Here is a 26,919-nt window from a genome sequence, read left to right on the forward strand (position 1 = left end):
GTTCGCAGTACCGACCGAGGAGCACACCCCCATGTCCGTCACCCAGGTAGCCGCCTACGCCGCCCCCGCCCCCAAGGCCCCGCTGGAGCGCACCACCGTTCCGCGCCGTCCGGTCGGCGAGCACGACGTCCTCATCGAGATCAAGTACGCCGGCATCTGCCACTCCGACATCCACCAGGCCCGCGACGGCTGGGGCGAGGGGATCTTCCCCATGGTCCCGGGCCACGAGATCGCCGGTGTGGTCGCCGAGGTCGGCGCGGGCGTCACGAAGTACGCGGTCGGCGACCGGGTGGGCGTCGGCTGCTTCGTCGACAGCTGCCGGGAGTGCGAGCACTGCCTGGCGGGGCAGGAGCAGCACTGCGTCCGGGGGATGACCGGCACGTACAACGCGCTCGACAGGAACGGCGAGCCCACGTACGGCGGTTACTCCACGCACCTGGTCGTCGACGAGAACTACGCCGTCCGCATCCCCGAGGGGCTGTCCCTCGACGTGGCCGCGCCGCTGCTGTGCGCCGGGATCACCCTCTACTCGCCGCTCAAGCACTGGGGGGCGGGCCCGGGCAAGAAGGTCGCGATCGTCGGCCTGGGCGGCCTCGGGCACATGGGCGTGAAGATCGCGCACGCGCTGGGCGCGGAGGTGACCGTCCTGTCGCAGTCCCTGCGCAAGCGGGAGGACGGCCTGCGGCTGGGCGCCGACCACTACCACGCGACCGCCGACGCGGCCACGTTCGAGGAGCTCAGGGGCCGCTTCGACCTGATCCTCTCCACGGTCTCGGCCCCGCTGGGCCTCGACCGCTACCTGTCCCTGCTGCGGGTCGGCGGCGCGCTGGTGAACGTCGGCGCCCCGGAGGAGCCGGTGGAACTGAACCTGTTCTCGGTCATCGGCGGCAACAAGACGCTGGCCGGCTCCATGATCGGGGGTATCGCGGAGACCCAGGAGATGCTCGACTTCTGCGCGGCGCACGGGCTGGGCTCGGAGATCGAGGTGATCAGCGGCGAGCAGATCAACGAGGCCTACGACCGCGTCCTGGCCAGCGACGTCCGCTACCGCTTCGTGATCGACGCCTCGACGATCTGACCCTGCCGTTCCTGCCGCTCCTGCCGCTCCTGCGGCTCCGCCCGCCCCAGGGCCTCCCGCAGCCGGTCCCGGGCCGCCGTCTGCGCGGCGATCCGGGCCTCCAGGACGGCGAGCCGCCGCCGGGCCACGGCCAGCCCCTCGGGGGAGGGCGGGCCGGTGGCGACGTCCCCGTCCAGGCAGGGCAGGAAGACCCGTACGTCGTCCAGGGTGAGTCCCGCGTCGAGCAGGGCCCGGATGTTGCGGACCCTGGCGACGGCCCGGCCTTCGTAGACCCGGTAGCCGTTCGGCATCCGCGCGGAGGAGATCAGCCCGGCGCCCTCGTAGTGGCGCAGGGCGCGGGCGCTCGCGCCGGTGGCGTCGGCCAGTTCCCCGATCAGCATCCGGCCATGCTCTCAGCCCACGGACGCGCCCCCGTCGACCGGGACCACCACCCCGGTCAGGAACGAGGCGGCCGGGTCCGCGAGCCGGCACACCGCCCAGGCGACCTCCTCGGGCCGTCCGATCCGGCCCAGCGGGGTGCGCGCCAGCTGCCAGGCCCGCACCTCGGCGGCCCGCTCGGGACTCAGCCCCTGGTGCTCCCCGATCGGCGTGTCCACGGCCCCCGGGGCCACCGCCACGACCCGCACGCCGCGCGGGGCCAGCTCCACCGCCCAGCTGCGGGTGAGGGTGTCCAGGGCGGCCTTGGTGGCGGCGTACACGGACGCCCCCGCCCACCCCCGCAGCCCGACGGCGGTGCTCACGTTGACCACGACCCCGCCCCCCGAGGCCTCCAGCGCGGGGAGCGCGGCCTGCGCGAGCAGCACCGGCGCCACGAGGTTGACCCCCAGCTGCTCGGCCACGTCGGGGGCGGCCACCGCGCCGAGGGGGCCGGCCCGCACGATCCCGGCGTTGTTGACGAGCACGTCCATCCGCCCGTACGCCGCGAGGACCTCACGGACGATCCGCTCCGGCTCCCCGGCGCCGGCGACGTCCCCGGGCAGCACCCGTATCCCGGCGTACCCCCCGGCGGTCTCCTCCAGCGGCCCGGGCCGCCGCCCGACGGCGACCACGAGATCCCCGCGCGCGGCGAAGGCCCGGGCGGTGGCCCGCCCGATCCCGGTCCCGGCGCCGGTGACGAGCACGACGCGCGGACCGCTGTTGCTGTTCTTGTCGCTGTCCATGCCCCGAGGGAACAACCCTGCCGCCAGTGACAAGGTCAAGCCGGCCGGGGACTACAGCGCCTCGAACGGCGGGACGATGCGTACGACGACGATCAGTCTCGCCCTGGGCGCGGCGAGGAAGTAGAACCATCCACCGGCGGCGTCCATGCGGCGCAGGCCGCCCGGCCGGGGGCCGTCGCCGATCTCGTCCAGGTGCGCCCCCAGGACGGCCAGGTCGACGAGCTGTCCGGCCAGACGCTCCACCTCGGCCACGACTGCGGCGGGAACGCCGCCCGCCACGTGGGCGTGGTCGGGGTCGTACTCCCAGCGCCAGCCGGTGTTCACGGCAGAAGGACGGCGAGCGCCGCGTGGGCGTCCAGGATCATGCGCGAGATTCTGGGCCCCGCCGCCGGCGTACCCAGGGCTCGGCCGGCTTTCCCCACCGAAAGGGTGACCGGCGGCGGCCCTGCGGGTTCGGGGCCCGCCGGGCCGCCGCCGGTCGTCGGCGCGGGTGGCCTACGCCCCCGGCGCCGGGGCCACGCCGATCGGGCAGGAGACGCCCGTGCCGCCGATGCCGCAGTAGCCGCCGGGGTTCTTGTCGAGGTACTGCTGGTGGTAGGGCTCCGCCGGCCAGAAGGGGCGGGGTTCCGCCGGGAGGACGGCCGTGGTGATGGCGCCGTAGCCGGAGGAGGTCAGGACCTGCTGGTAGGCCTCGCGGGAGGCCTCGGCGGTCTGCTGGTGGGCGGGGGAGTGGGTGTAGACCGCCGAGCGGTACTGGGTGCCCACGTCGTTGCCCTGGCGGAAGCCCTGGGTGGGGTCGTGGGACTCCCAGAAAAGCTTCAGGAGGGTGGAGTAGGAGACCTGCGCCGGGTCGAAGACGACGCGGACGACCTCCGTGTGGCCCGTCTGGCCCGAGCAGACCTCGTCGTACGACGGGTTCTCGGTGTAGCCGCCCTGGTAGCCGGCCAGCGTCGTCCACACCCCGGGGGTCTGCCAGAACTTGCGCTCCGCGCCCCAGAAGCAGCCCAGGCCGAAGTCGGCGACCTCCAGGCCCTCGGGGTAGGGGCCGGCCAGGGGGTTGCCGAGGACCGTGTGGCGCTCGGGCAGGGAGAACTGCGCTTCGGCGCGGCCCTTGAGGGCTTCCTCGCGGGTGGGCAGTTCGGGCGTGCGGCGGTACGAGAACATGGTCGCCTCCTTGTGGGAGGGACAACGGACGGGGGCGGGCGGGGATTCCCGGCGAGGGGGTTCCGGCCCGCCCCGCGTCCGTCAGGCGTCCGGCGTCGTCACGTCCACCGCCCAGTCGCGGGCGTACAGGTAGCGCTGCTTCGGCTCGCCGGCGTACGTCCACGGCACGGCGCCGATGTACCCGTCGACGTGGCGGAACTGCTCCACCGCCTCGGCGTCGCGGTCCTGCCAGAACAGCAGGTAGGCCAGCATGTGCCGGATCCGGGGGGCGCCGGGGTGGGCGTGGCCGGCGGCGGCCAGGTCCGCGAGGGCCGCGTCCACGGCGGCGACGATCTCCGGTTCCTTGTAGTACGTCTCCGCCAGGAGGTCGTCCTCCCACTCCTGCTGCTCGAAGTAGGCCATGAGCGGGATGAGGGTCAGCAGGTCGCCCGGCTTCCCGGCGGCCGCCGACGCGCGGGCGTACTCCCCGGCCAGCTCGTGCGAGCCCTGCCACTTCGCGCACCAGTACTGCAGGCCCGCGACGTGCGACCACAGCAGGCGCGGGGCGCGTTCGGTGATCTTCCCCCACAGCTGCCGGTAGTCCTCGTGCGAGTAGCCCAGGCCCATGGCGACGGCCTGCTCGACGACGTACGGGGTGGGGTCGGCGGGGTCGGCCAGCTCCTGCGCCGCGCGGGCGTCGGACCGGGCCTTGGTGAGCAACTGGTGGAAGAGGCGGAACTGCTCCTGGGTCGTGCGGCTGCCGGCCTGGCTGCCGCGCACGTTCCAGGCCACCATCACGCTGGTGTCGGCGTGGACGAGCGCCGCGGTGGGGTCGGCGGGCCGGGCGGCGCGCCAGGCCAGCAGCCAGGCGTCGTCCTCCGCGGCTGCCTCGGCCAGCGGGCGCACCCGCTCCAGCCGCTCCTGCCAGTCCTCCCCGGCGGCCTCCAGGTACGCGGCGGCGGCCTCCCAGTCGCCCGTGCGGACGGCTGCCAGGACGGCGAGGCGCTCGGCCGGGACCGGCGCCGGGTGGTCGGTGTCGAGGCCGGCCTCCGCGACGAAGCCCTGGGCCACGGCGGCGGCCGCCTTGCGGGCCCGCTCGTCGGTCCGGCCGGCCTCGGCCCGGGCGTCCAGGCCGGCGATCTCGGCTTCGAGCCGCTTGGCCTTGCGGATGAGGAGCACCCCGCGCAGGACCCAGCAGGCGACGGCCAGGACCAGGACGCCGAGGACGGCGAGTACGACGGTCACGGGGCGAGCACCAGCTTCCGCAGGAGTCCGGTGTCGGGCAGGTCGGCGACGACCGCGTCCAGGGCGGGGCCGAGCTCGTCCTCGAAACCGGGAACGGGGTAGGACAGGGTGGCCTGGTCCGACCAGGACAGCTCCCAGCGGGCGGCGCCGCGGGCGAGGAGTTCGACGGTGACCAGCCGCTCGACGGCGCGCCGGACGACCGGGCGGGCGAACTCGCGGGCGGTGCGGCCGGTCGCGGCCCGGGCCTCGTCGGACTTCGGGAAGCGGTCGGCGATCCGCCAGCGCACCGCCGGGTCGGCGTCGACGGCGTCCAGCAGGTCGCCGAGGCCGGGGCCGGCGCCCTCGGCGGTGAGGGCCTCGCGGATCTCCTCGGCGCCCCGGCCGACGTAGGTGGTCATCGACCGGTGGACGAGCTCCTCCCAGCTCACGCGGGTGAGCGCGAGGGCCTCGGGGGTGAGGACGACCTGCTCCAGCGCGGCCAGCGCCTCCTGCGGGGAGGAGAGCAGCTCCAGGGCCGGGCGGGCGGCCTGGCCGGCGCGGCCGTCGTCGGGCAGGGCCTCGATGCGGGCCACGCGCTCGGCGAGCGCGGGGTGGGAGTCGTAGGGGGAGGCGGGCTCGGTGGACAGGTCCTCGCGCATCTCCTGCAGCTCGGCGGAGCGGGCGTCGAGGAGGTGGCGCAGCCCGCCGAAGACCTCGCCGGGGCCCGGCAGCAGGCCGGCGCCGACGCCGAGGGTGGCGTACGAGCTCATGTAGAAGTCGTGCGCCGAGCCGAGGGCGTTCAGCTCGCGCAGCGCGGAGGCGGCGGAGTCGCGGCCGGCGACGCGGACCGAGGCGAGGTCGGCGGCGAGTTCCTGGCGGCGCGAGGAGGACAGGGTCGCGCGCATGTAGAAGTGGGCGTACCCGGTGTAGATCTTCGCCATGGCGCGGTACGTGATGCCCTCGCCCTCGGTGTCGATCGCCTTGGCCTTCTTGCCCTTGGCGATCCGCTTCTCGGCGCGCTTCTCCTGCTTGGCGCGCTCCTTGGCCTCGGCGTTGTCCGCGCGGTCGTGGAAGTGGCCGATGGTGCGCACCAGCTGGGCGCGGCCGCGCACGATGAGCGGGGTGAGGCGGGTGTCGAGGTTGGCGTAGTGGCCCATCTCGTGGGCGAGGACGGCGCGCAGCTGCATCTCGTCCAGGCCGGTCATCAGGGGCAGGCCGAGGTAGAGGCGGCGGGTGCCGGAGCGCAGGCCGAGGAGCTCGGCGTCCTCGGAGACGGCGGCGTTGACCTCGTCGATCAGCAGGATCTCGTCCGGGGCGCGGGTGCCGACCTGGTCGGCGGTCTCGCGGACGGCCCGCCACAGGGCGGGCTCCTGCGCCTCGGTGACGCGGACGCCGGGCATGGGCTCGGCCCTGGGGGTGCGGAGCATGAACATGCCGCGCACGATCGGGATCGCGAGGACCACGGTGCCGATGACGATCTTGCCGGCGAGTGCGCCGTGCAGCCAGGAGAAGGCCGCCCAGTCGGCGAGTCCGAGGACGGCGAGCAGGACGACGCTCAGCAGGTAGAAGCCTGCGAGCAGGACGAGGGCGCGCAGAGCGCGCAGCGAAGCGCCCATATGGACGGGATCCCCCCACGGGATGGCGCGGGTCTTTGACGCGCGCTTGGTGCGATGTTTACGCGCACCTTACGTCCCGGGGGCGGGCGGCCGGGAGTGGGGGGTACCGGTGGGTACGGGTCGGCCGGCGGGGCGGGACACCCCGCCCGCCCCGCCGCCCGCCGCCCCGCGCCCCAACTCCCTTACGCCCGGCCGCGGATCAGGCGGATCAGGCGGATCAGGCGGATCAGGCGGATCAGGCGGGTCGGGGGGATCGGTGCGGATCAGTGCGGCAGCGTCGCCGGAGACCCGCCGTTCGCCTCGTACCCGGCCACCGCCAGCGCCCGGACCAGCGCGTACGTGTGCGCCGGGTCCCCGGACGCCGACCACGGCAGGGCGCCCACGTAGCCGTCCACGTGCCGCACCTGCTCCATCGCCTCCGCCCAGCGCTCCATCCGCACCAGGAACCACAGCAGCAGGTGCCGTACGTGCGCCAGCATCGGATCGTCGGCGCGCGCCTGGTGCACCGCGAAGAGGGCGCCCTCCACGGCCCGCGAGACGACCGCCGTGCGCCCGAAGTCGTTCACCAGCAGCTGGTCGGGCAGGTTCTCGTACACCGAGAACAGCGGCAGCGCCGCCAGCAGCGAGCCGTGCGGGGCGCGGGCCGCGGCCGCCTCGGCGAAGGCGGCGGCCTTCTCCCGCGAACCGTGCCACTTCTCGCACCAGTAGTGCAGCGCCGCCAGGTGCGCCCCCATGTGCGCGGGCGCCACGTCGAGCACCTTCGCCCACAGCGCGTCGAACTCGGCCTCCGAGTAACCCAGTCCGCGCGCGACCGCCAGCTCGGTGATGAACGGCACCGGGTCGCCGGGGGCCAGCAGCGCCGCCTTGCGGCAGGCCTCCCGCGCCTCCTCCAGGATGATCCGGTGGTCCTGCGCGCCCACCCCGCCGGAGGACCGCCAGGCCTGCTGCACCAGCAGCTCCGCGTGCACCTGCGCGCCGCCCGCGTCCTTCTCCGCCTCCAGCCGCCACGCCTTCAGCCACGGCGCCCCGACCCCGGGCCGCTGGACGAGGTCCAGCGCCGCCGCCCCGCCGAAGGCCTGGACGCGCTGCCAGCGCTGCTCGCCGTCCTTCGGGGTCCCGGCGAGCAGGGCGGAGGCGGCCTGCCAGCCGCCCCCGCGCTGGACGTTGCCCAGGGCGTCCATCAGGTCCTGGTCGGGCCCGGGCACCCGGACGTCGAGCTCCTCCTGCCGCACGAACCCGTAGTCGGCGGGGTCGGCGGCGTCGGGGCTGCCCGGTGACACCAGACGCAGGCCGCCGCCCCGGCGCACCCGTACGAACCGATAGATCATGACGCCGGCCAGCACCAGCATCATCAGGACCCAGATCATCTGCATGTCTCCCAGCGAACCAGACCCGGCGGGGCAAACGCGAATGCGTGAGCGATCGCGCCGGACGGTCCCGGAGGACCACGGGCCGCGCGGGGCATAGCATCTGCCACATGAGCGACGACAGCCACGAGCACCAGAGCTTCGAGACCCGCGCGATCCACGCGGGCAACACGGCGGACCCGCAGACCGGCGCGGTCGTACCCCCGATCTACCAGGTGTCCACCTACAAGCAGGACGGTGTGGGCGGCCTGCGCGGCGGATACGAGTACAGCCGCAGCGGCAACCCCACCCGCACCGCGCTGGAGGAGAACCTCGCCGCGCTCGAAGGCGGCCGCCGCGGCCTGGCCTTCGCGTCCGGGCTCGCCGCCGAGGACTGCCTGCTGCGCACGCTGCTCGCCCCGGGCGACCACGTGGTCATCCCCAACGACGCCTACGGCGGCACCTTCCGCCTCTTCGCCAAGGTCGTCTCCCGCTGGGGCGTGGAGTGGTCGGTCGCCGACACCTCCGACGCCGACTCCGTGCGCGCCGCGATCACCCCGAAGACCAAGCTCATCTGGGTCGAGACCCCCTCGAACCCGCTGCTGGGCATCACCGACATCGCGGTGGTCGCGGACATCGCCCGCACGGCCGGCGCCAAGCTCGTCGTCGACAACACCTTCGCCTCCCCCTACCTCCAGCAGCCCCTCGCGCTCGGCGCCGACGTCGTCGTGCACTCGCTGACCAAGTACATGGGCGGCCACTCCGACGTGGTCGGCGGCGCCCTCGTCGCCGCCGACGAGGCGCTCGGCGAGGAGCTCGCCTACCACCAGAACGCCATGGGCGCCGTCGCCGGCCCCTTCGACTCCTGGGTGGTGCTGCGCGGCATCAAGACGCTCGCCGTGCGCATGGACCGGCACGCCGAGAACGCCGCGAAGATCGTGGAGGTGCTCCAGCGCCACCCGAAGGTCACCAAGGTCCTCTACCCGGGCCTGCCCGAGCACCCGGGCCACGAGGTCGCCGCCAAGCAGATGCGCAACTTCGGCGGCATGGTCTCCTTCCAGGTCGCCGGCGGCGAGGAGGAGGCCGTCGCGATCTGCGGCCGCACCAAGATCTTCACCCTGGCCGAGTCCCTCGGCGGCGTCGAGTCCCTCATCGAGCACCCGGGCCGCATGACCCACGCCTCGGTGGCCGGCTCGGCCCTGGAGGTCCCCGCGGACCTGATCCGCCTGTCCGTCGGCATCGAGAACGCCGACGACCTGATCGCGGACCTCACCCAGGCCCTGGGCTAGTACCCCCCGCGCCGTCCCTGGGGGTCACCAGCCCTCCAGGGGCGGCGAGACGTGGCTGGGCGGCGTCACCCACGGGTGGACCAGCGCCGCCCACACCGCGAAGGCGACCGCCGCCGCCCACAGCACCGCCCAGCCGAACCGGCGCAGGGCCCGGCGCCGTCGCAGCATCCGCCGCCCCCGGGTGGCGGCAGCCGCCGCCAGACCGGCCGGCACCACCGGGTGCGGCCCCTCCAGCAACTGCCTGACCTGCGCTTCCTTACGGTCGTACGGGCTCATGCCGCCCCCGCCGCCGGCCGCAGCCCCTCGCGCAGGGCGGCCACCGCACGGTTGCGCAGGGCCTCCACCCGCTCCGGCGCCAGCCCCAGCTGAGCGGCCGTGACCTCCTCGGCGACGCCCTCGTAGACCCGCAGCACCAGCACCAGCCGCTGCGCCGGGCTCAGCGGCGCGAGGACCCCGCTCCCCGGCGGCAGCCGCCGCGCGGTGCGCGCGTACGCGGCGCAGACCTCCTGGCGGGTGTGGTCGTACGGGTCGTCCCCGCGCAGCCTCTCCCAGTGCGCGTACGTACGGGCCAGCGCGCCGGCGAGGATCCGGTGCGCCGCGTACGCCTGCCCCGCAGGCTCGGCCGTCAGCAGGACCGCGACGTGCAGCAGCCGCCCCGCCGCGCCCGCGACGAAGGCCTCGAACTCCGGGTCCCGCCCCGCACGCCGGTCCACAGCACACATGGTGCGGCCTGCGCCACCACCCCGGTCAAGGGGTGTGACACGGCGGGATCCCGGACCGGCTCAGGAGGCCGGGCCGCCCTCGGAGGCGGCGGACATCAGCTCCGACAGCGAGCCGTTGAAGCGGGTCAGCAGCCGCGTGAACACCTCGCGCTCGTCCTCCTCCCAGCCCTCGGTCACCCGGGCCATCAGCTCGCGCCGCGAGGAGCGGACCTCCTCCAGCCGCGCCAGCCCGCGCGGGGACAGCGCGAGGACCACGGCCCGGCCGTCCTCGGGGTGCGAGGTCCGCTTGACCAGCCCGCCGTCGACCAGCGGGGCCACCTGCCGGGTGACGGTGGAGGAGTCGATGCCCATCCCGCCCGCCAGCGCCTTGACGCCCATCGGGCCTTCGAGGTCGAGCCGGTTCAGCAGCAGGTACGCGGCGCGGTCCATGGAGTTGCGGGCCTGGCCGACCCCGCCGAGGCGGGTCTGCTCGGCCCGGCGGGCGAAGACGGCCACCTGGTGCTGGAGCGCGTCCAGGAGTCCGGATCCGGCGGGCGCTTCGGCCGCCGTGGGCAGGTCGGAACTGGCCGGGATGGAGGGCATGCCGTGGCTCTCTTCGCGTGGGGCCGACAAGGATGGGGGACAGAGTACGCGGCCGTGCGGCGGCTCGTACGCCGCGTTTGACAACTGATACGACCCATCCGCGCGAGCGTCCTCCGCACGTTCCGCATGGCGAGATTTCGCCCCCGCCCCAGGGGCCTCCCGGGGCCCGCCTCAAGACCGCGCGGACGCCCCGTCCATCCCTGCGCCGGGGCCCCCGCGGGCTGCGAGACTGGCCGCATGAACTACCGCGTGCAGCCCGTCCCGCAGGTGATCCTCGACGACGTCCGGGGGGCTCAGAAGATGCTGTCCGGGGTGTCCCGGGTGACCCCCATGGAGGGCAGCCGGCACCTCACCTCCCTCGTGGGCGCCCCGGTCCACTTCAAGTGCGAGAACCTCCAGCGCACCGGCTCCTTCAAGCTCCGCGGCGCCTACGTGCGCATCGCGGGCCTGCGCCCCGAGCAGCGCGCCGCCGGGGTCGTCGCCGCGAGCGCCGGCAACCACGCCCAGGGCGTGGCGCTGGCCTCCTCCCTGCTCGGGGTCCGCTCCACCGTGTTCATGCCGGTCGGCGCCCCGCTGCCCAAGGTGGCCGCCACCCAGGAGTACGGGGCCGAAGTACGCCTGGAAGGGCAGGTCGTCGACGAGACGCTGGCCGCCGCCCAGGAGCACGCGGACCGCACCGGGGCGGTGTTCATCCACCCCTTCGACCACCGCGACATCATCGCCGGCCAGGGCACGGTCGGCCTGGAGGTCCTGGAGCAGTGCCCCGAGGTGCGCACCATCCTCGTCGGGGTCGGCGGCGGCGGGCTGGCCGCGGGCGTCGCCGTGGCGGTCAAGGCGCTGCGCCCGGACGTGAAGGTGATCGGGGTGCAGGCGGCGGGCGCGGCCGCGTACCCGCCCTCCCTGCGGGCCGGCCACCCGGTGTCCGTCGACCGCCCGGTCACGATGGCCGACGGGATCAAGGTCGGCCGGCCCGGCGACGTCCCGTTCGCGATCATCGGGGAGCTGCTGGACGACGTGCACACGGTGTCGGAGGACGCCCTGTCCAGCGCCCTGCTGCTGTGCCTGGAGCGGGCCAAGCTGGTGGTGGAGCCGGCCGGCTGCGCGCCGGTGGCGGCGCTGCTGAGCGAGCCCGAGCGGTACGCGGGCGGGCCGGTGGTGGCCGTGCTGTCCGGTGGCAACGTGGACCCGCTGCTGCTCCAGCGGATCCTGCGGCACGGGATGGCGGCGGCGGGCCGCTACCTGTCGCTGCGGCTGCGGGTGGCGGACGCCCCGGGGGCGCTGGCGGGGCTGCTGGGGGTGCTGTCGACGGTGGACGCGAACGTGCTGGACGTCAGCCACGTACGGACCGACCCGCGCCTGGGCCTCACCGAGGTGGAGGTGGAGCTGCACCTGGAGACGAAGGGGCCCGAGCACTGCCGGGAGGTGGCCCGCACCCTGCACGGCGCGGGGTACCGGGTGATGGGGTGACCGGCCGGGGGCACGGGAACAGAGGTCCGTGCGCCCGCCCCGTAGCACAACGCGATATGACGCGATATGGTTCCGTTGCGCCGGGCGGGCCCCTTCCGGTGCACCTAGGATTTGACTGGTAATGCCCTGATTCGACTGCTGATCGCTGGGAGAATCCGTATGCCAGGCGCCATCTATGCCGAAGCCCTGGTCAAGACCTTCGGCGACGTACGGGCACTGGACGGCGTGGACCTCGACGTCCCCGAGGGAACCGTGCTGGGCCTCCTCGGCCCCAACGGCGCGGGCAAGACCACGGCCGTGCGCGTCCTGACCACCCTCCTCCAGCCCGACAGCGGCCGGGCCGTCGTCGCCGGGATCGACGTGCTCAAGCACCCCAACGAGGTCCGCCGCTCCATAGGCCTCTCCGGCCAGTTCGCCGCCGTCGACGAGTACCTCACCGGCCGCGAGAACCTCCAGATGGTCGGCCAGCTCTACCAGATGAGCGGCCGCGCGGCCAAGGCGCGGGCCGTCGAACTCCTGGAGCGCTTCAACCTCACCGAAGCCGCCGACCGCACCGCCAAGACCTACTCCGGCGGCATGCGCAGACGCCTCGACCTCGCCGCCGCCCTCGTCGTCCGCCCGCCCGTGATGTTCATGGACGAGCCCACCACCGGCCTCGACCCGCGCAACCGCCAGGCCCTGTGGGACGTCATCGAGGAACTCGTCGCGGGCGGCACCACCCTCCTGCTCACCACCCAGTACCTGGAGGAGGCCGACCGCCTCGCCCACGACATCTGCGTCGTCGACCACGGCAAGGTCATCGCCCGCGGCACCTCCGACCAGCTCAAGGCGCAGACGGGCGGCGAACGCGTCGAGGTCGTCGTCCACGCCCGCGAGCACATCACCACCGCCCGCGAGGTCCTCACCGGCTTCGGCCGCGGCGAGACCACCGTCGAGGAGCACACCCGCAAGCTCACCGTTCCCGTGCAGGGCGGCGCCAAGCTGCTCGCCGAGGTCATCCGCGAGCTCGACCTGCGGGGCATCGAGATCGACGACATCGGCCTGCGCCGCCCCACCCTCGACGACGTGTTCATCTCCCTCACCGGCCACGCGGCCGAGCTCACGGAGAACAACGGCAGCGGCAGCGGCAACGGCAACGGCAACGCCGACGGCGGCGAAGCCGCGCCCGCGAGCCGGGGCGGCAGGAGGGCGGCGAAGTGACCAGCACCGTATCCGGAACCGAACTCGCCGCCCCACGCCCGCGCGGGGGCCTGCTCCAGGGCGTGCGCGACTCCCTGGTCATCGCCAAGCGGAACCTGATCCGGATGTCCCGGATCCCCGAGGTCATCGTCTTCGGCGTGGTCCAGCCGGTCATGTTCGTCGTGCTGTTCAGCTACGTCTTCGGCGGCTCCATCGCCGTCGGCGGCAGCACCTCGCCGGACGCCTACCGCGAGTTCCTCATGGCCGGCATCTTCGCCCAGACCGTCACCTTCGCCACCGCCGGCGCGGGCGCCGGCATCGCGGACGACATGCACAAGGGCCTCATCGACCGGTTCCGCTCCCTGCCCATGGCCCGCGGCGCGGTCCTCACCGGCCGCACCCTCGCCGACCTCGTGCAGACCGCGCTGACCGTGGTCGTCCTGGCGGTCGTGGCCCTGATCGTCGGCTGGCGCACCCACGAGAACATCGGCAAGGTCCTCGCCGGCTTCGCCCTGCTGCTCCTGCTCGGCTACGCCTTCTCCTGGATCGGCGCCCTGATCGGCCTGTCCGTGCGCACCCCGGAGGCGGCCACCTCCGGCGGACTGATCTGGCTGTTCCCGCTGACGTTCATCTCGAACGCCTTCGTCCCCTCCGAGAACATGCCGTCCTTCCTGCGGCACATCGCGGAGTGGAACCCCTTCAGCGCCACCGTCCAGGCGGCCCGCGAACTCTTCGGCAACCTCCCCGAGGGCTACCCCGTGCCGGCCGCCTGGCCGATGCAGCACCCGGTCCTCGCGTCGGTCCTGTGGTCGCTGCTGATCATCGTGGTCTTCCGCACCCTCGCGGTCCGCAAGTACCGCTCGGCCACCGCCTGACCCCGGGCGTGCGCGAGCCCCCGCCGGAACGGTCCGGCGGGGGCTCGCGCGCAGGTCCTCGTAAAGGGGCCGGCCGGGCCGGTCAGCCGTTGAAGGGCTTGACGGCCATGACCTTGACGGTGGCCTTCTTGCCGTTCGGGAGCTCGTACTGGGCGTCCTCGCCGATCTTCTTGCCCAGCACGCCCGCGCCCAGCGGGGACTGCGGGGAGTAGGTCTCGAAGGCGTCGGAGGCGTACTCGCGGGAGGCCAGCAGGAACTCCAGCGTGTCGTCCTCGTCACCGTCGAACGCGATGGTCACGAGCATGCCCGGGGCCACCTCGCCCTCGGCGGTCGTCGGCGCGGTGCCGACCTTCGCGTTCTCCAGGAGCTGGGTGAGCTGACGGACGCGGAGCTCCTGCTTGCCCTGCTCCTCCTTGGCCGCGTGGTAGCCGCCGTTCTCGCGCAGGTCGCCCTCCTCGCGGGCAGCCGCGATCTTCGTGGCGATCTCCGTGCGGGCGGGACCAGAGAGGTAGTCCAGCTCGGCCTTCAGCTGGTCGTACGCCGCCTGGGTCAGCCAGGTGACGCTCTCGCTCGTCTGGGTCACGGGTGCTCCTCGTCGGTACAGGGGACTACAAAGCCGCCAGCGGCGGGCGAAACCACGAGCCTAACAATTCGGGAAGAAAAGGGGGAGGACACGATGTGTATGAAGTGTGTCATTGGTCGCGGAGGGTGCGCGCGTCCTCCCAGACGGTGCTGGTTCCGAAGTACGTGTCGTACAGGTCCTGGACGTCCAGCAGGCTCTCCGGCGGCACCTTCCCGAACCTGATGCGCTCCAGGTGGCGGAAGTACTCGAACCGCTCCACCCCCGGGGTGATGACCACCAGCATCTCGGCGCTCTCCCCGGGCGTGGCGGCGAAGGCGTGCTGCTGTCCCGGCGGCACGACGACCAGGTCGCCGGCCTCGGCGGTGACCACCTTGTCGCCGGCCAGCAGCTGGGTCGTCCCGTCGATCACGTAGAACATCTCGGCGGACCGGCCGTGGTGGTGCGGACGGGCGCCGTCGGAGCCGGCGCGCAGGCTCACGCGCATGGTGGACAGGAACCCGCCGGCGGCGGAGCTGTCGGCCAGCAGCCGCAGGGTGGAGTCGGGCCCGTAGTGGATCTCCTCCGCGCCGGCGGCGCGGACGACGACCGAGTCGTCGAAATCCGGGATGAACAGGGACATGGCGAGGCTCCTGAGGCTGCGGGGGCTGCTGGGGCTGTTGGTGCGCGAACGACGGAACACCCCGTTCCCTACCCCGCCCGGGGCGTACCGCGAACGCCCCGGGCGGTACTCCGTCAGCTCTTGGGGCGCTCGAAGTTCGTCAGCACGCAGCCGTCGACCTGTGCCCGCTCCACCCGGTAGCCCGCCGGGGCGCTGAAGCCGGGCTCGCAGTTCAGGTAGAGGAACTGGCGCTGGTAGAGCCCGTCGAGGTTGGCGGCGGCGTTGACCTCCAGGGCGATGTTGGTGCCGACCAGCAGCTTGGTCTGGGTGAGGTTGATGCGGCCGTCGTCCTTCAGGTCGGCCAGCTGGGCCGCCTTGGCCTTGGTCTGCAGGGTCTTCATGTCGCTGACGACGTCCAGCCAGTTCAGGTTGTGCGCGCGCTGCGCGCCGCCGAGCTGCCCGCAGACCGCCCGCTCCTTGACGCCCCAGGCGGCCGGGCCCTCTCGGCCGACGACCGGCAGGTAGTCGATCGACTGGACGTGTTCGTCGGTGACGGTGATCTGCGTGCAGTCGATGTAGTAGGGGTGGACGAGCTTCTTCAGCTCCTCCATGCTGCCCGCGCTGGGCAGCCCCAGGCTGCCGGTGGCCGGCTGGCCCGGCTTCTCCGACCCCTCGGAGGAGGGGTCGTGCGGCTCCTCCAGGTTCGGGCTGCCGTCGCCGTCCTTGCTGCTGACGAAGTCGGTGAGGCCGCAGTAGTCGACCAGGGTCTTCTCCCTCTTGTAGCCGGCCGGTACGGAGAAGCCCGGGTTGCAGGAGATGATCCGCATGTCGGACGCGACCAGGTCCACGGCGGTCTTGGTCTTCCTCGGCACGACCACGAAGCCCTTGCCGACGATCGTCCGGCTGAAGAGTCCGACGCTGCCGTTGCCCGCCTGCATCTCCTTCATGGTGTGGTCGTAGTAGGCCTGCTGGAAGGCCTTCATGTCCGGGACCAGGTAGATCAGGATGTCGCCGTGCCGCTTGACGTCCGTGCAGACGCCGCGCTCGGTGACGCCCCAGTTGCCGTCCTTCGTGTCGTCGGTGGCCGGCAGCCGTTCGTCGTTCGGCCCGGTGCCCAGGCGCTCGCAGGAGGTGAACTTCTGGAGGTAGGCCTGCACCTCGGCGAGCGTGGCCGGTGCGGCGCCGGCGGCCGCGGGGGAGGCCTGGGCGGAGGCGCCGGCGGTCGCGGCCGGGCTCGCGGCGGGCGGGGTCGGTTTGGCCGGGTCCTCGCAGGCGGTGGTGAGGGTGATGAGTGAGGCTATGGCTGCGGTCGCGGTCAGGGTCCGCTTGAAGCGCATGGAATTCTTCCGTCGGCTGGACAGGGCACGGGGGATGGCGTGCACATGCTAGGCGCGGAAGCGATCATGACGCGGGGATTCGGCGGGGTGTCGCCCCGGGCGGTCCGGCGGGAGGCTCGGCGGGCGGCTCGGCCGACGGCTCAGCGGGCGGTGCCCGCCTCCTGGCAGCCGACCAGCTGCACCATCGTGGCCCGGCCCGTGGTCTTCAGCGTGACCACCTCGTCCACCCGCGTCGCCTTCTGGGGGAACGTGAAGTCCGCCCGGCCGACCTCTCCGTGGTCCTGGTCCTGGGAGTCGAGGGTGCAGACACCCGTGACGGAAGCGTCCTTGCGGACCTCCAGGTGCACCTTCACCTCGGAGTCGGAGACGATCTGGAACTTGATCACCTCGGCGCTGACGCTCTGCCCGCCGACGTAGTCCCAGCCGATCCAGCCGACGACGGCCAGCAGCCCGACGCCGAGCACCGACCCGACGACCTTGAGCTTCCGGTCCGCACGCTCGTCCGCCGACCGGCCGTAACGGCCTTCCGGGAGCCCTTCGCGCACCGCGCTCATGATCGATTCCTCTCGCTGGGGAGGGTGAGGCACCCAGGAATTTTCCGTCCCCCGATTCGGTCAATATAGAGGTTGACCGTCGCGCCGAATCACAGAGGATCCTGTCTTGACCGAGCAGCTTCGACTGATGGCCGTGCACGCCCACCCCGACGACGAGTCGAGCAAGGGCGCGGCCACGATGGCCAAGTACGTTTCCGAGGGCGTGCCCGTCCTGGTGGTGACCTGCACCGGCGGTGAGCGCGGTTCCGTGCTGAACCCCAAGCTCCAGGGTGACAAGTACATCGAGGAGAACATCCACGAGGTGCGCGCCAAGGAGATGGACGAGGCGCGCGAGATCCTCGGCATCGAGCAGGAATGGCTCGGCTACGTGGACTCCGGCCTGCCCGAGGGCGACCCGCTGCCCCCGCTGCCCGAGGGCTGCTTCGCCCTCGCGGACGTGGACGAGGCCGCGGGCGAGCTGGTGAAGAAGATCCGCGCCTTCAAGCCGCAGGTCATCACCACGTACGACGAGAACGGCGGCTACCCGCACCCCGACCACATCATGACCCACAAGATCACGATGGTGGCCTTCGACGGCGCGGCCGACACCGACAAGTTCCCCGAGGCCGAGTACGGCGCCGCCTACCAGCCGCAGAAGCTCTACTACAACCAGGGCTTCAACAAGCCGCGCACCATCGCGCTGCACGAGGCGCTCCTCGCGCGCGGCCTGGAGTCCCCCTACGGCGAGTGGCTGGAGCGGTGGAAGGAGTTCGAGCGCAAGGAGCGGACCCTGACCACGCACGTGCCGTGCGCGGACTTCTTCGAGATCCGTGACAAGGCCCTCATCGCGCACGCCACGCAGATCGACCCGGACGGCGGCTGGTTCCGCGTCCCGATGGAGATCCAGAAGGAGGTCTGGCCCACGGAGGAGTACGAGCTGGCGAAGTCGCTCGTCGACACTTCCCTCCCCGAGTCCGACCTCTTCGCGGGCATCCGGGAGAATGTGTAGCCATGAGCGCTATGCAGGCAGCAGTCACCCAGCTCGTTCCGCTGGCCGCCGACACCTTCGACAAGAACAAGGTGACCCCGGGGCTCCTCGGGTTCATCGTGTTCGCGGCCCTCGCCCTCGGCGTGTGGGGCCTGATGAAGTCGATGAGCAAGCACATGGGCCGGGTGAACTTCGAGGAAGCCCCGGAGCCGGCCGGCGCGACGGCGGCCCCGGCCGCCGACGGCCCCAAGGCCTGATCCCGCACCACGGGTGAGCCCCTGCCCCCGCCCCCGCCGCCGTGGAGCGGCAGGGGCGGGGCGCTCGCGCGCGCCGTCGCTGCGGCGTGCGGTGCTCTCCCGCGTGGGCGGTGCTCGCGTCGGTGAGCGGTGCTCCGCTCGCCAGGGTCAGGCCGACGGCGCCGGCAGGGGGACGCCCATCACCTCCCGGGCGCGCAGGTCCGGGACCAGGCCCAGACGCCAGGCCTGCCAGCCCTCCGCCGGGTCCACCCCGCGCGCCAGGACCGCCCCGTACGCCTCCACGCACTCCTCCAGCCGGTCTCCGCGCAGCCCGTGTGCGCCCTTCGCCAGCGCGGCCAGCTCCACCGCGGCCTCCTGCGCCCCGCCCGGCGTGCCCGCGTGGGGCAGCAGGGTGCAGCGCAGGAATCGGGCCCAGTCCTCCCCGCGCCGGTCCCCGTACGAGGCGAACAGCCCCGCCGCCTCCCCGCACAGCGCCAGCGCCTGCGGCACCCGCCCGTTCCCCGCGTCCACCACCGCCAGCTCCAGGCACGCCCAGCCCTCCCCGTGGGCCAGCCCGATGCGCCGGAAGTCCGCCCGGGCGTCCACGAGCAGCTGCCGTGCGAAACCGGAGTTGCGCAGGTTCCCCGTGCGCGCCGCCCGCTGGTCCCGCGTCACCCGCCCCGAGTGGTAGCGGGCGTGCGCCAGCCCGTACACGTCCCGCATCCGCGAGAACATCGTCCGGGCCCGTTCCAGCTCCCGCACCGCCCGGTCGATCCCGCCGTCCTCCTCCAGCGCCTGCCCCAGGTAGTACAGCGTCCACGCCTCCCCGCGCGCGTCCTCCGCCAGCCGGTGCCGGGCCAGCGCGTCCCGCAGCCGCTCCAGCGCCGTCCCCGGATCCCCGGCGATCACCCGGGCCCGCCCCAGCTGGGTCAGCGCCCACGCCTCGCCCCGGTCGTCGCGGGTACGCCCGTACAGGCCGAGGGCCAGCAGCAGCTCCTCCTCCGCCCGCGCCACGTCACCCACCCGCACGTGCACCTGGCCCAGCTGGAAGTGCGCCCAGGCCTCCCCGTGCACGCTCTCGCTCTCCCGGTGCAGCGCCAGCGACCGCTCCAGCAGCACCACCGCCTCCGCCAGGCGCCCCCGGTCCCGCTCGACCGCCCCCAGCGCGTGCAGCGACCACGCCCGGTCGCCCGCCAGCTCCGCGGGCCCCTGCAGCGCGAGCGCCTCCCGGATCCGGGCCGCCGCCTCCGGGAGGTTCCCCTGGTGGTGCAGGGTGATGCCCAGCGACAGCAGGGCCATCGCCGCGCCCGGCTCCTGCCGGGCCTCCTTGAACTGGTCCACCAGCGAGGTCAGCGTCGTCCGCGACTTGTCCAGCTCGCCGAGCTGGCGCGCCGCGATGCCCGTGCGCCACTGCACCGACCGGTTCAGCCGGCCCTGGTCCACCGCCCGCGTCAGCTCGTTGATCTCACCCAGCCGGTACAGGTCCCCGCGCAGCAGGCAGAAGTCGCACAGCGCCCCCAGCAGGTCCAGCACCGCCTGCTGGTCCACCCCCTCCGAGTGGCGCAGCGCCGCCGTGATGAAGCTCGACTCGTCGTCCAGCCAGCGCAGTGCCGCGTCCAGCGAGGGGAAGCCGTGGCCCCCGAAGTGATGCGCCCGGGTCGACATCTTCCCGTCGACCATCCGGATCACCGAGTCCGCCAGCCGCGCGTAGTCCCGGATCAGCCGTTCGTGCGCGGCCGCCGCCTCCGCCCGGTCCTCGTCCGCCGCCAGCCGCGCCGCCGCGTACGCGCGCACCGCGTCGTGCATCCGGTACCGCTCCCCGCGGACGAGGTCCAGCAGGCCGGCCCGTGCCAGCTCGCCCAGCAGCCGCCCGGCCTCCACCCGTTCCGTGTCCGCCAGCGCGGCGGCGGCCGCCGCGCCCAGCGAGGCCCGCCCGGCCAGGGTCAGCCGGCGCAGCAGCCGGCGCCGTTCCTCGGGCAGGCGCGCGTAGGCCAGCTCCAGGGCCCGTTCCAGCGCACCGCCCCCGTCCCCTTCCCCGTCCCCTTCTCCGCCGCCGTCCGAGGAGCGCGTCGCCCCCAGCGGGGCCAGCACCCGCAGCGCCAGCGGCAGCCCCGCCGCCAGTTCCAGCAGCCGCGCCTCCGCCTCCGGCCCGGGCGCCGTCCCGCCCGCGGCGCGGGCCCCGGCCCGCAGCACCTCGGCCGCGTCCGGCTCCGCCAGCCGCACCACCGGCAGCTGGTGCACCCAGGCCGCCAGGTCCGCGGGCAGCTCCAGCGGCTCCCGCGCCGTGACCAGCACCAGGCTCTCGGACCGCTCCGGCACCAGCGCCCGCACCTGCTCCGGGTCCACCGCGTCGTCCAGCACCACCGTCACCGGCAGCCCCTGGAGGTGCTGGTGGTACAGCTCCCCGAGCCGGCGCACCTGCTGCTCGGCCGAGGCCCCCTCGCGGAACAGCAGCTGCTCGCGCGGGGCGCCGAGCCGGTTCAGCAGGTGCAGCAGTGCCTCCCGCGTCGACAGCGGCGCCTCGCCCGCGGCCGGGGCCCCGCCCCGCAGGTCCACCGCGCACGCCCCGCGGAACTGGTCCCGCAGCCCGTGCGCCGCCCGCAGCGCCAGCGCCGTCCGGCCCACCCCCGGCTCCCCGTGCAGCACGACCACCACCGGCCGGGTCTCGGTGCTGGCCCGCGCCGTCCGCACCCACTGCCCGATCCGCTCCAGCTCCGCCCGCCGGCCGCCGAACAGGGCGTCGGCGTCCGGGAGCTGCCCGAACGACTGCTCCAGCATGCTCCGCCGCCGCGCCTCGGCGCTCCGATCGGCCCCGCGCAGCTGCGGCGGCACGGCCCCCCGCGCCGGTCCGGCACCCGCGGCGCCCGCCGAACCCGCCGAACCCGCCGAACGCGCCCCGGCCACCGCCACGGCCCGCTCCTGCGCCAGGAACGGCCGGATCCCCCGCACCTCCAGCGCCGTCAGCCACTTCAGCCTCAGCTGCTCCGGCCCACCCGGGCGCCCCGCGGCCCCGGCCCGCCGGTTCGCGGCCGGCACGTGCACCGCCGCCACCCGCACCGCCGCCGTCGCGGCCCCCGCCGCACCCGCCACGATCCCCGCGCTGAGCGCCGTACCGGCGTCGACCCCGAAGGCCATGTCCGCCCCGGCGGCGGCCGCCGCGGCGACGGCCGTCACCAGCAGGGCCGTCCCGCTGCCGGCCCGCCGGAACGCCTCCCCGAACGTCTGCTCCCCGGCGGCGGCCTCGTCCAGCGCGGCCACGTACGCGGCGTACTCCTCGTCCGCCACCGAGGCCAGCCCGTCGAGCGCCTCCCGCCCCCGCCCGAGCAACACCTCCGCGTCCACCCCGCCCCCCGCCCGCCGGACCTCCTCCTGCACGGCCCGGACCAGCACCCGCTCGGCCTCGACACGATGGCTGTCCCGCATCGGCATCCTCCTCGGAGAGCTCCGCAAACGTGCGCCAAGTGTCCTGCGGGACGGTCCGCAGCGCGAGTCAATCTGAGCTAGATCAGAGGGAGTTGGTCCACGAACGGCCATCGCCGTGCATATATGTACGCGTCGCGGCGCCGCCGGGCGCCCGGCGGCCGAACCGGGGTACGACGGGCCCGTCGCGTGGCGGACGGCGGGTGGTGGGGCAGGATGGGCGCATGTCGAACCGCCTCGTGAACGAGACCTCGCCGTACCTGCTCCAGCACGCGGACAATCCGGTCGACTGGTGGCCCTGGTCGGCGGAGGCGTTCGCCGAGGCGCGGGAGCGGAACGTGCCCGTCCTGCTGAGCGTCGGGTACTCCAGCTGCCACTGGTGCCACGTCATGGCGCACGAGTCCTTCGAGGACGAGCTCGCCGCCGGCTACATGAACGAGCACTTCGTCAGCGTCAAGGTCGACCGCGAGGAGCGGCCCGACGTCGATGCCGTGTACATGGAGGCCGTGCAGGCGGCGACCGGGCAGGGTGGGTGGCCCATGACCGTGTTCCTGACGCCCGATGCCGAGCCCTTCTACTTCGGGACCTACTTCCCGCCCGAGCCCCGGCACGGCATGCCCTCCTTCATGCAGGTGCTCGAAGGCGTGCGCGGGGCCTGGGTCGGGCGGCGGGAGGAGGTGGCCGAGGTGGCGCAGCGGATCGTGCGGGACCTCGCCGGGCGGCAGCTGGACTACGGGAAGGCCGGGCTGCCCGGGGGTGAGGAGCTCGGGCAGGCGCTGCTCGGGCTGACGCGGGAGTACGACGCCGTGCGGGGCGGGTTCGGCGGGGCGCCGAAGTTCCCGCCGTCCATGGCGCTGGAGTTCCTGCTGCGCCACCACGCCCGCACCGGGTCCGAGGGGGCCCTGCAGATGGCGGCCGACACCTGTGAGGCCATGGCCCGGGGCGGGATCTACGACCAGCTCGGCGGGGGGTTCGCGCGGTACTCCGTGGACCGGGAGTGGGTCGTGCCGCACTTCGAGAAGATGCTGTACGACAACGCCCTGCTGTGCCGGGTGTACGCGCATCTGTGGCGGGCCACCGGGTCCGATCTCGCGCGCCGGGTCGCGCTGGAGACCGCCGACTTCATGGTGCGGGAACTGCGCACCGAGCAGGGCGGGTTCGCCTCCGCCCTCGATGCCGACAGTGCGGAGCAGGGGACCGGGCGGCATGTCGAGGGGGCCTATTACGCCTGGACGCCCGGGCAGTTGGCGGACGTGCTCGGGGAGGCCGACGGGGAGCTGGCCGCCGCGTACTTCGGGGTCACCGGGGAGGGGACCTTCGAGCACGGGAAGTCGGTGCTGCAACTGCCGCAGGACGGGCCGGTGGTGGAGGCCGACCGGATCGCCTCCGTCAAGGCGCGGCTGCTCGCGGCGCGCGGCGCGCGGCCCGCGCCCGGCCGGGACGACAAGGTGGTGGCCGCCTGGAACGGGCTGGCCATCGCCGCCCTCGCCGAGTGCGGGGCCTTCTTCGAGCGGCCGGACCTGGTCGAGCGGGCCGTCGAGGCCGCCGACCTGCTGGTGCGCGTGCACATGGACGGGACGGCCCGGCTGGCGCGGACCAGCAAGGACGGGCGGGCCGGGGCCAATGCCGGGGTGCTGGAGGATTACGGGGACGTCGCCGAGGGGTTCCTGACCCTGGCCTCCGTCACCGGGGAGGGGGTCTGGCTGGAGTTCGCCGGGTTCCTCGTCGATCTCGTGATGGCCCGGTTCACCGCCGAGGACGGGTCCCTCTACGACACCGCGCACGACGCCGAGCAGCTGATCCGCCGCCCCCAGGACCCCACCGACACCGCCGCCCCCTCCGGCTGGACGGCCGCGGCCGGCGCGCTGCTGTCGTACGCCGCGCACACCGGCTCGCGCCCCCACCGCGAGGCGGCCGAGCGGGCGCTCGGGGTGGTACAGGCCCTCGGTCCGCGCGCCCCGCGCTTCATCGGGCACGGCCTGGCGGTGGCGGAGGCGCTCGTGGACGGGCCCCGCGAGGTGGCCGTCGTCGGGCACCCCGAGGATCCGGCGACGGCCGCCCTGCACCGCACCGCGTTGCTGGGGACGGCTCCCGGGGCGGTGGTGGCGGTCGGGCTGCCGCGTGCGGCGGACGGGAGCGGAGGGGAGTTCCCCCTGCTGGCCGAGCGCACATTGGTGCGCGACCTTCCTACGGCGTACGTGTGCCGGCACTTCGTCTGCGCGCGCCCTACGACGGAACCGGTCGAGCTGGCTGACCAGTTGGGTGGGGTTCGTCCCTGAAGGGCCCGGAGTAGCGTCAATTCCGGTTGCGGTACATCAACTCGGAAATGTGGTTTTTAACTGGGCGGCGCCTGAGCTTCACATGTGGTGCCTAGTCTCGTGTCCTCGGGAGTCACCGAGGGGAGTCACCGAGACGCGCACCGGGGGGTGTGCACGAGGGGGAACACGGGGGCGGCGGGCCGGGGGGCCCGCATCACGCCTCCGGGGGGTTTGCCGGTCGCCGCCTGGGGTTGCGGCATGTCTGTGGGGGACGGTTTGTTCACCTCTGTCGTTATATCCGCCATTTCTCTTGCCCTGTTCTGGATGGCCGCCTTCACCCTGTGGTGGCAGATGCACGCCTGGCGCACGCCCGAGACGCTGGCCTCGACCCGCTTCGACCGCCCCGACGGCGGCGACCGGCTGGCCTTCTCGCTCCTGCTGCCCGCCCGCCACGAGCAGGCCGTACTGGAACACACCATCGACCGGCTCCTGGAATCGAGCCACACCGACTACGAGATCATCGTCATCGTCGGCCACGACGACCCGGAGACCGCCGCCGTCGCCGACCGGGCGGCCGCCCGCGCGCCCGAGCGGGTACGGGTCGTCGTCGACCACAACGAGACCAAGAACAAGCCGAAGGCCCTCAACACCGCCCTCCCGCACTGCCGGGGCGACATCGTCGGGGTCTTCGACGCCGAGGACCAGGTCCACCCCGAGCTCCTCTCCCACGTCGACCACGCCTTCCGCGCCACCGGCGCCGACGTGGTCCAGGGCGGGGTCCAGCTGATCAACTTCCACTCCAGCTGGTACAGCCTGCGCAACTGCCTGGAGTACTTCTTCTGGTTCCGCTCCCGCCTCCACCTGCACGCCGAGAAGGGGTTCATCCCGCTCGGCGGGAACACCGTGTTCGTGCGCACCGGGGTGCTGCGCGAGGCCGGCGGCTGGGACCAGAACTGCCTCGCCGAGGACTGCGACCTGGGCGTACGGCTCTCCTCGGTCGGCAAGAAGGTGGTCGTCGCCTACGACTCCGACATGGTCACCCGCGAGGAGACCCCGGGCTCGCTGATGAGCCTGCTCAAGCAGCGCACCCGCTGGAACCAGGGCTTCCTGCAGGTCTACCGGAAGAAGGACTGGCAGCAGCTGCCCGGCCGGGGGCAGCGCTGGCTGGCCCGCTACACCCTGATGACCCCGTTCATGCAGGCGGCCTCCGGGGTGATCATCCCGGTGAACTTCGCCGTCGCGGTCTTCCTCGACGTGCCCGTCGGGGTCGCGATCATCACCTTCCTGCCCCTGATCACGGCGATGGTGACCTTCGTCTTCGAGATCGTCGGCCTGCACGACTTCGGCCGCCAGTACGGGCTGCGCGTGCGCTTCGTGCACTACCTCAAGCTCATCGTCGGCGGCCCGTTCTACCAGGTGATGCTGGCGGGCGCCGCGATCCGCGCGGTCTGGCGCGAGCAGCGCGGCCGCAACGAGTGGGAACTCACCAGCCACACCGGCGCCCACCTGGAGACCGCCCCCGCCGGCGCCGCGCCCTCCTCCGCCCCGAACCGAGAGGACGCCCACCGGTGACCGCCACCGTGCCCACGGCCACTGATCCCCAGCCCGCCGACCCGGCCGCCACCGCCCAGCTCCTGCCCGTACGCCGGCTGCCCGGCTCCCGGCGCCCCGCCGGCCGGGACGCGGCCTCCGGGAGCGCGGGCGTCCGGCAGCCCGCCCCGGTCCGCCCGGTGGTCCGCTTCCGCTCCTCGCGCCCCGACCTGCTGCTGTGCGGGGTCCTGCTGCTGGTGATCCTCCTCGTCCAGGGCTGGAACCTCACGAACTTCCCCGCCCTGAGCGACGACGAGGGCACCTACCTGGCCCAGGCGTGGGCGGTCCAGCAGGGCCGGGGCCTGGCGCACTACACGTACTGGTACGACCACCCGCCGCTCGGCTGGATCCAGATCGCCGGCCTGACCTGGCTGCCGTCCCTCCTCGTGCCCGACTGGATGACGGTCGCGCCGATGCGCTTCTCGATGCTCGCCGTCTCGGCCGCGAGTTCCGTGCTGATCTACGTGCTCGCCCGCCGGCTGTGGCTGCCGCGCTGGGCGGCCGGGCTCGCGATGGGCCTGTTCGGGCTGTCCCCGCTGTCCGTGGTGCTCCAGCGGGAGATCTTCCTCGACAACCTCGCCGTGATGTGGATGCTGCTGGCCTTCTGCCTGGCCGCGTCCCCCAGCCGGCACCTGTGGCACCACTTCGGGTCGGGGCTGGCGGCCGCCACCGCCGTCCTGACCAAGGAGACGATGCTGGTGGTGCTCCCGGCGCTGCTGGTGACGATGTGGCGCCACAGCCACCCTGACACCCGCAAGTTCGCCGTCACCGGGGCCATCACCGCCTGCGCCCTGATCGGCCTGGCGTACCCGCTGTACGCGCTGCTCAACGACGAGCTGCTGCCCGGCGCCGGACACGTCTCCCTCATCGACGGCATCACCTACCAGATGAGCCGCCCCGGCTCCGGCTTCATCCTCGACCCCGGCTCCGGCTCCAACGGCGTCTTCCGGTCCTGGCTGTACTACGACACGGTCCTGCCCCTGGGCGGACTGGCCGGCGCCGTCCTGCTGCTGGCCACCCACCGGTGGTCGGTCACCGCCCGGGCCCTCGCGGGGCCGGCCCTGGCCGCCGTGATCCTCGCGGTGGTGGCGATGCGGCCCTCCGGCTACCTCCCGGCGATGTACGTGATCCAGGCCCTGCCCTTCCTCGCCCTGGTCCTCGCCGCCGCCGCGGCCAGCGTCACCCACGCCGTCCTGCGCCGGCGCCGCGGCCCCGGGGAGCGGCGGGCGCTGGTGTACGCGCGGTGGGCGCTGATCGGCGTCCTCGCCGCCTCGGCCGCCGCGTACGTGCTCCCGCGCTGGTACGAGGGCGACCGCACCGCCCTCACCGCCGACGCCAACGCCCCCTACCGGCAGGCCGCCGCCTGGCTGGGCCGGGAGGTGTCCGACCCGGCGCACACCCGTGTCCTCGTCGACGACGCGCTCTGGCTCGACGCTGTTCACTCCGGTTTTGCACCCGGACCCGGCGCCATCTGGTTCTACAAGGCGGACCTCGACCCGGCCGTCACCAAGACCCTGCCGCGGGGCTGGCGGGACATCGACTACGTGGTCTCCTCGCCCACCGTGCGTCGCGACGCGGTGGACCTGCCCACGGTGAAGGCTGCTCTGGAGCATTCGACCGCGGTCGCCGTCTTCGGTACGGGCGAGGACCGTATCGAGATCCGCCGCACCGACCGCGAGAGTGGGAGCTGAACCA

25 protein-coding genes are annotated in these 26,919 nt (G+C 73.6%); 10 read left to right on the plus strand and 15 right to left on the minus strand.

The features are described 5' to 3' along the window. The first annotated feature begins 31 nt into the window (after window positions 1–31). Window positions 32–1,078: an NAD(P)-dependent alcohol dehydrogenase gene (locus tag ACFVXK_RS06965; protein WP_389610481.1), complete on the plus strand. Its 1,047-nt coding sequence runs from the start codon at window positions 32–34 to the stop codon at window positions 1,076–1,078. Here ACFVXK_RS06965 and ACFVXK_RS06970 read toward each other — a convergent pair. The 7 genes from ACFVXK_RS06970 to ACFVXK_RS07000 all read right to left on the minus strand — a co-directional run bounded on the left by ACFVXK_RS06970 (window position 1,045) and on the right by ACFVXK_RS07000 (window position 7,594). Further along, entirely contained in the window at window positions 1,045–1,458 is a 414-nt protein-coding gene (locus tag ACFVXK_RS06970; protein ID WP_389610482.1) for a MerR family transcriptional regulator, read from the minus strand. The two genes, ACFVXK_RS06965 and ACFVXK_RS06970, sit on opposite strands and share 34 nt — an antisense overlap. A 12-nt stretch (window positions 1,459–1,470) precedes the next feature. Next, entirely contained in the window at window positions 1,471–2,238 is a 768-nt protein-coding gene (locus ACFVXK_RS06975) for an SDR family NAD(P)-dependent oxidoreductase (protein WP_389610483.1), read from the minus strand. Between the two features lie 51 nt (window positions 2,239–2,289). Next, window positions 2,290–2,562 carry a hypothetical protein gene (locus ACFVXK_RS06980; RefSeq protein ID WP_389610484.1) on the minus strand — a complete coding sequence of 91 codons (273 nt, stop codon included), beginning with the start codon at window positions 2,560–2,562 and terminating at the stop codon, window positions 2,290–2,292. 171 nt (window positions 2,563–2,733) lie between these two features. Beyond that, window positions 2,734–3,402 carry a peptide-methionine (S)-S-oxide reductase MsrA gene (gene msrA / locus ACFVXK_RS06985; RefSeq protein WP_389610485.1) on the minus strand — a complete coding sequence of 223 codons (669 nt, stop codon included), beginning with the start codon at window positions 3,400–3,402 and terminating at the stop codon, window positions 2,734–2,736. Window positions 3,403–3,483: 81 nt separating this feature from the next. Next, window positions 3,484–4,626, minus strand: coding sequence for a hypothetical protein (locus tag ACFVXK_RS06990; RefSeq protein WP_389610486.1), 1,143 nt, complete (start codon window positions 4,624–4,626; stop codon window positions 3,484–3,486). After that, window positions 4,623–6,221 carry a M48 family metalloprotease gene (locus ACFVXK_RS06995; protein WP_389610487.1) on the minus strand — a complete coding sequence of 533 codons (1,599 nt, stop codon included), beginning with the start codon at window positions 6,219–6,221 and terminating at the stop codon, window positions 4,623–4,625. Before ACFVXK_RS06995 ends, ACFVXK_RS06990 begins: the two co-directional genes overlap by 4 nt. A 263-nt stretch (window positions 6,222–6,484) precedes the next feature. Then, window positions 6,485–7,594 carry a hypothetical protein gene (locus ACFVXK_RS07000; protein WP_389610488.1) on the minus strand — a complete coding sequence of 370 codons (1,110 nt, stop codon included), beginning with the start codon at window positions 7,592–7,594 and terminating at the stop codon, window positions 6,485–6,487. A gap of 104 nt (window positions 7,595–7,698) precedes the next feature. Here ACFVXK_RS07000 and ACFVXK_RS07005 point away from each other — a divergent pair, with 104 nt between their 5' ends. Continuing rightward, a complete protein-coding gene (locus ACFVXK_RS07005; protein WP_389610489.1) occupies window positions 7,699–8,856 on the plus strand; it encodes a cystathionine gamma-synthase in 1,158 nt (385 codons plus the stop codon). Window positions 8,857–8,880: 24 nt separating this feature from the next. Here the strand turns inward: ACFVXK_RS07005 and ACFVXK_RS07010 are convergent, their stop codons facing one another. The 3 genes from ACFVXK_RS07010 to ACFVXK_RS07020 all read right to left on the minus strand — a co-directional run bounded on the left by ACFVXK_RS07010 (window position 8,881) and on the right by ACFVXK_RS07020 (window position 10,160). Then, window positions 8,881–9,132 carry a hypothetical protein gene (locus ACFVXK_RS07010; protein ID WP_389610490.1) on the minus strand — a complete coding sequence of 84 codons (252 nt, stop codon included), beginning with the start codon at window positions 9,130–9,132 and terminating at the stop codon, window positions 8,881–8,883. Next, window positions 9,129–9,569 carry a sigma factor-like helix-turn-helix DNA-binding protein gene (locus ACFVXK_RS07015; RefSeq protein WP_389610491.1) on the minus strand — a complete coding sequence of 147 codons (441 nt, stop codon included), beginning with the start codon at window positions 9,567–9,569 and terminating at the stop codon, window positions 9,129–9,131. Before ACFVXK_RS07015 ends, ACFVXK_RS07010 begins: the two co-directional genes overlap by 4 nt. 69 nt (window positions 9,570–9,638) lie before the next feature. Next, the gene (locus tag ACFVXK_RS07020; RefSeq protein WP_389610492.1) at window positions 9,639–10,160 is read right to left on the minus strand and encodes a MarR family winged helix-turn-helix transcriptional regulator; all 522 of its coding nucleotides are present in this window, start codon (window positions 10,158–10,160) and stop codon (window positions 9,639–9,641) included. Between the two features lie 237 nt (window positions 10,161–10,397). Between ACFVXK_RS07020 and ilvA the strand changes: the two genes are divergently transcribed. From ilvA to ACFVXK_RS07035, 3 genes are all read left to right on the plus strand, one after another. After that, window positions 10,398–11,627, plus strand: coding sequence for a threonine ammonia-lyase (gene ilvA, locus ACFVXK_RS07025; RefSeq protein ID WP_389610493.1), 1,230 nt, complete (start codon window positions 10,398–10,400; stop codon window positions 11,625–11,627). Between the two features lie 159 nt (window positions 11,628–11,786). After that, window positions 11,787–12,827 (plus strand): ATP-binding cassette domain-containing protein, encoded by a 1,041-nt coding sequence (locus ACFVXK_RS07030; protein WP_389610494.1) that lies wholly within the window; start codon window positions 11,787–11,789, stop codon window positions 12,825–12,827. Then, the gene (locus ACFVXK_RS07035; RefSeq protein WP_389610495.1) at window positions 12,824–13,681 is read left to right on the plus strand and encodes an ABC transporter permease; all 858 of its coding nucleotides are present in this window, start codon (window positions 12,824–12,826) and stop codon (window positions 13,679–13,681) included. Before ACFVXK_RS07030 ends, ACFVXK_RS07035 begins: the two co-directional genes overlap by 4 nt. A gap of 82 nt (window positions 13,682–13,763) precedes the next feature. On the opposite strand, the gene greA is transcribed toward ACFVXK_RS07035, so the two are convergent. The 4 genes from greA to ACFVXK_RS07055 all read right to left on the minus strand — a co-directional run bounded on the left by greA (window position 13,764) and on the right by ACFVXK_RS07055 (window position 16,753). Further along, window positions 13,764–14,264 carry a transcription elongation factor GreA gene (gene greA / locus ACFVXK_RS07040; protein WP_389610496.1) on the minus strand — a complete coding sequence of 167 codons (501 nt, stop codon included), beginning with the start codon at window positions 14,262–14,264 and terminating at the stop codon, window positions 13,764–13,766. Window positions 14,265–14,373: 109 nt separating this feature from the next. Then, a complete protein-coding gene (locus ACFVXK_RS07045; protein WP_389610497.1) occupies window positions 14,374–14,883 on the minus strand; it encodes a cupin domain-containing protein in 510 nt (169 codons plus the stop codon). Window positions 14,884–14,996: 113 nt separating this feature from the next. Next, window positions 14,997–16,199: a hypothetical protein gene (locus ACFVXK_RS07050; RefSeq protein ID WP_389610498.1), complete on the minus strand. Its 1,203-nt coding sequence runs from the start codon at window positions 16,197–16,199 to the stop codon at window positions 14,997–14,999. A gap of 140 nt (window positions 16,200–16,339) precedes the next feature. Beyond that, complete coding sequence (locus tag ACFVXK_RS07055) at window positions 16,340–16,753, minus strand: DUF4307 domain-containing protein (protein ID WP_389610499.1); 414 nt, start codon at window positions 16,751–16,753, stop codon at window positions 16,340–16,342. 106 nt (window positions 16,754–16,859) lie between these two features. On the opposite strand from ACFVXK_RS07055, the gene mca reads away from it, so the two are divergent. Both mca and ACFVXK_RS07065 read left to right on the plus strand, forming a co-directional pair. After that, window positions 16,860–17,741 carry a mycothiol conjugate amidase Mca gene (mca, locus tag ACFVXK_RS07060; protein ID WP_389610500.1) on the plus strand — a complete coding sequence of 294 codons (882 nt, stop codon included), beginning with the start codon at window positions 16,860–16,862 and terminating at the stop codon, window positions 17,739–17,741. Window positions 17,742–17,743: 2 nt separating this feature from the next. Beyond that, entirely contained in the window at window positions 17,744–17,977 is a 234-nt protein-coding gene (locus ACFVXK_RS07065) for a hypothetical protein (protein WP_389610501.1), read from the plus strand. Between the two features lie 147 nt (window positions 17,978–18,124). Here the strand turns inward: ACFVXK_RS07065 and ACFVXK_RS07070 are convergent, their stop codons facing one another. Then, complete coding sequence (locus tag ACFVXK_RS07070) at window positions 18,125–21,379, minus strand: tetratricopeptide repeat protein (RefSeq protein ID WP_389610502.1); 3,255 nt, start codon at window positions 21,377–21,379, stop codon at window positions 18,125–18,127. Window positions 21,380–21,600: 221 nt separating this feature from the next. Here ACFVXK_RS07070 and ACFVXK_RS07075 point away from each other — a divergent pair, with 221 nt between their 5' ends. The 3 genes from ACFVXK_RS07075 to ACFVXK_RS07085 all read left to right on the plus strand — a co-directional run bounded on the left by ACFVXK_RS07075 (window position 21,601) and on the right by ACFVXK_RS07085 (window position 26,915). Further along, window positions 21,601–23,655 (plus strand): thioredoxin domain-containing protein, encoded by a 2,055-nt coding sequence (locus tag ACFVXK_RS07075; RefSeq protein WP_389610503.1) that lies wholly within the window; start codon window positions 21,601–21,603, stop codon window positions 23,653–23,655. Window positions 23,656–23,910: 255 nt separating this feature from the next. Next, window positions 23,911–25,206 carry a glycosyltransferase gene (locus ACFVXK_RS07080; RefSeq protein WP_389610504.1) on the plus strand — a complete coding sequence of 432 codons (1,296 nt, stop codon included), beginning with the start codon at window positions 23,911–23,913 and terminating at the stop codon, window positions 25,204–25,206. Then, a complete protein-coding gene (locus tag ACFVXK_RS07085; RefSeq protein ID WP_389610505.1) occupies window positions 25,203–26,915 on the plus strand; it encodes an ArnT family glycosyltransferase in 1,713 nt (570 codons plus the stop codon). Before ACFVXK_RS07080 ends, ACFVXK_RS07085 begins: the two co-directional genes overlap by 4 nt. The last annotated feature ends 4 nt before the right edge of the window (window positions 26,916–26,919 follow it).

Source organism: Streptomyces sp. NPDC058157, assembly GCF_042884105.1.
Classification (GTDB): domain Bacteria; phylum Actinomycetota; class Actinomycetes; order Streptomycetales; family Streptomycetaceae; genus Streptomyces.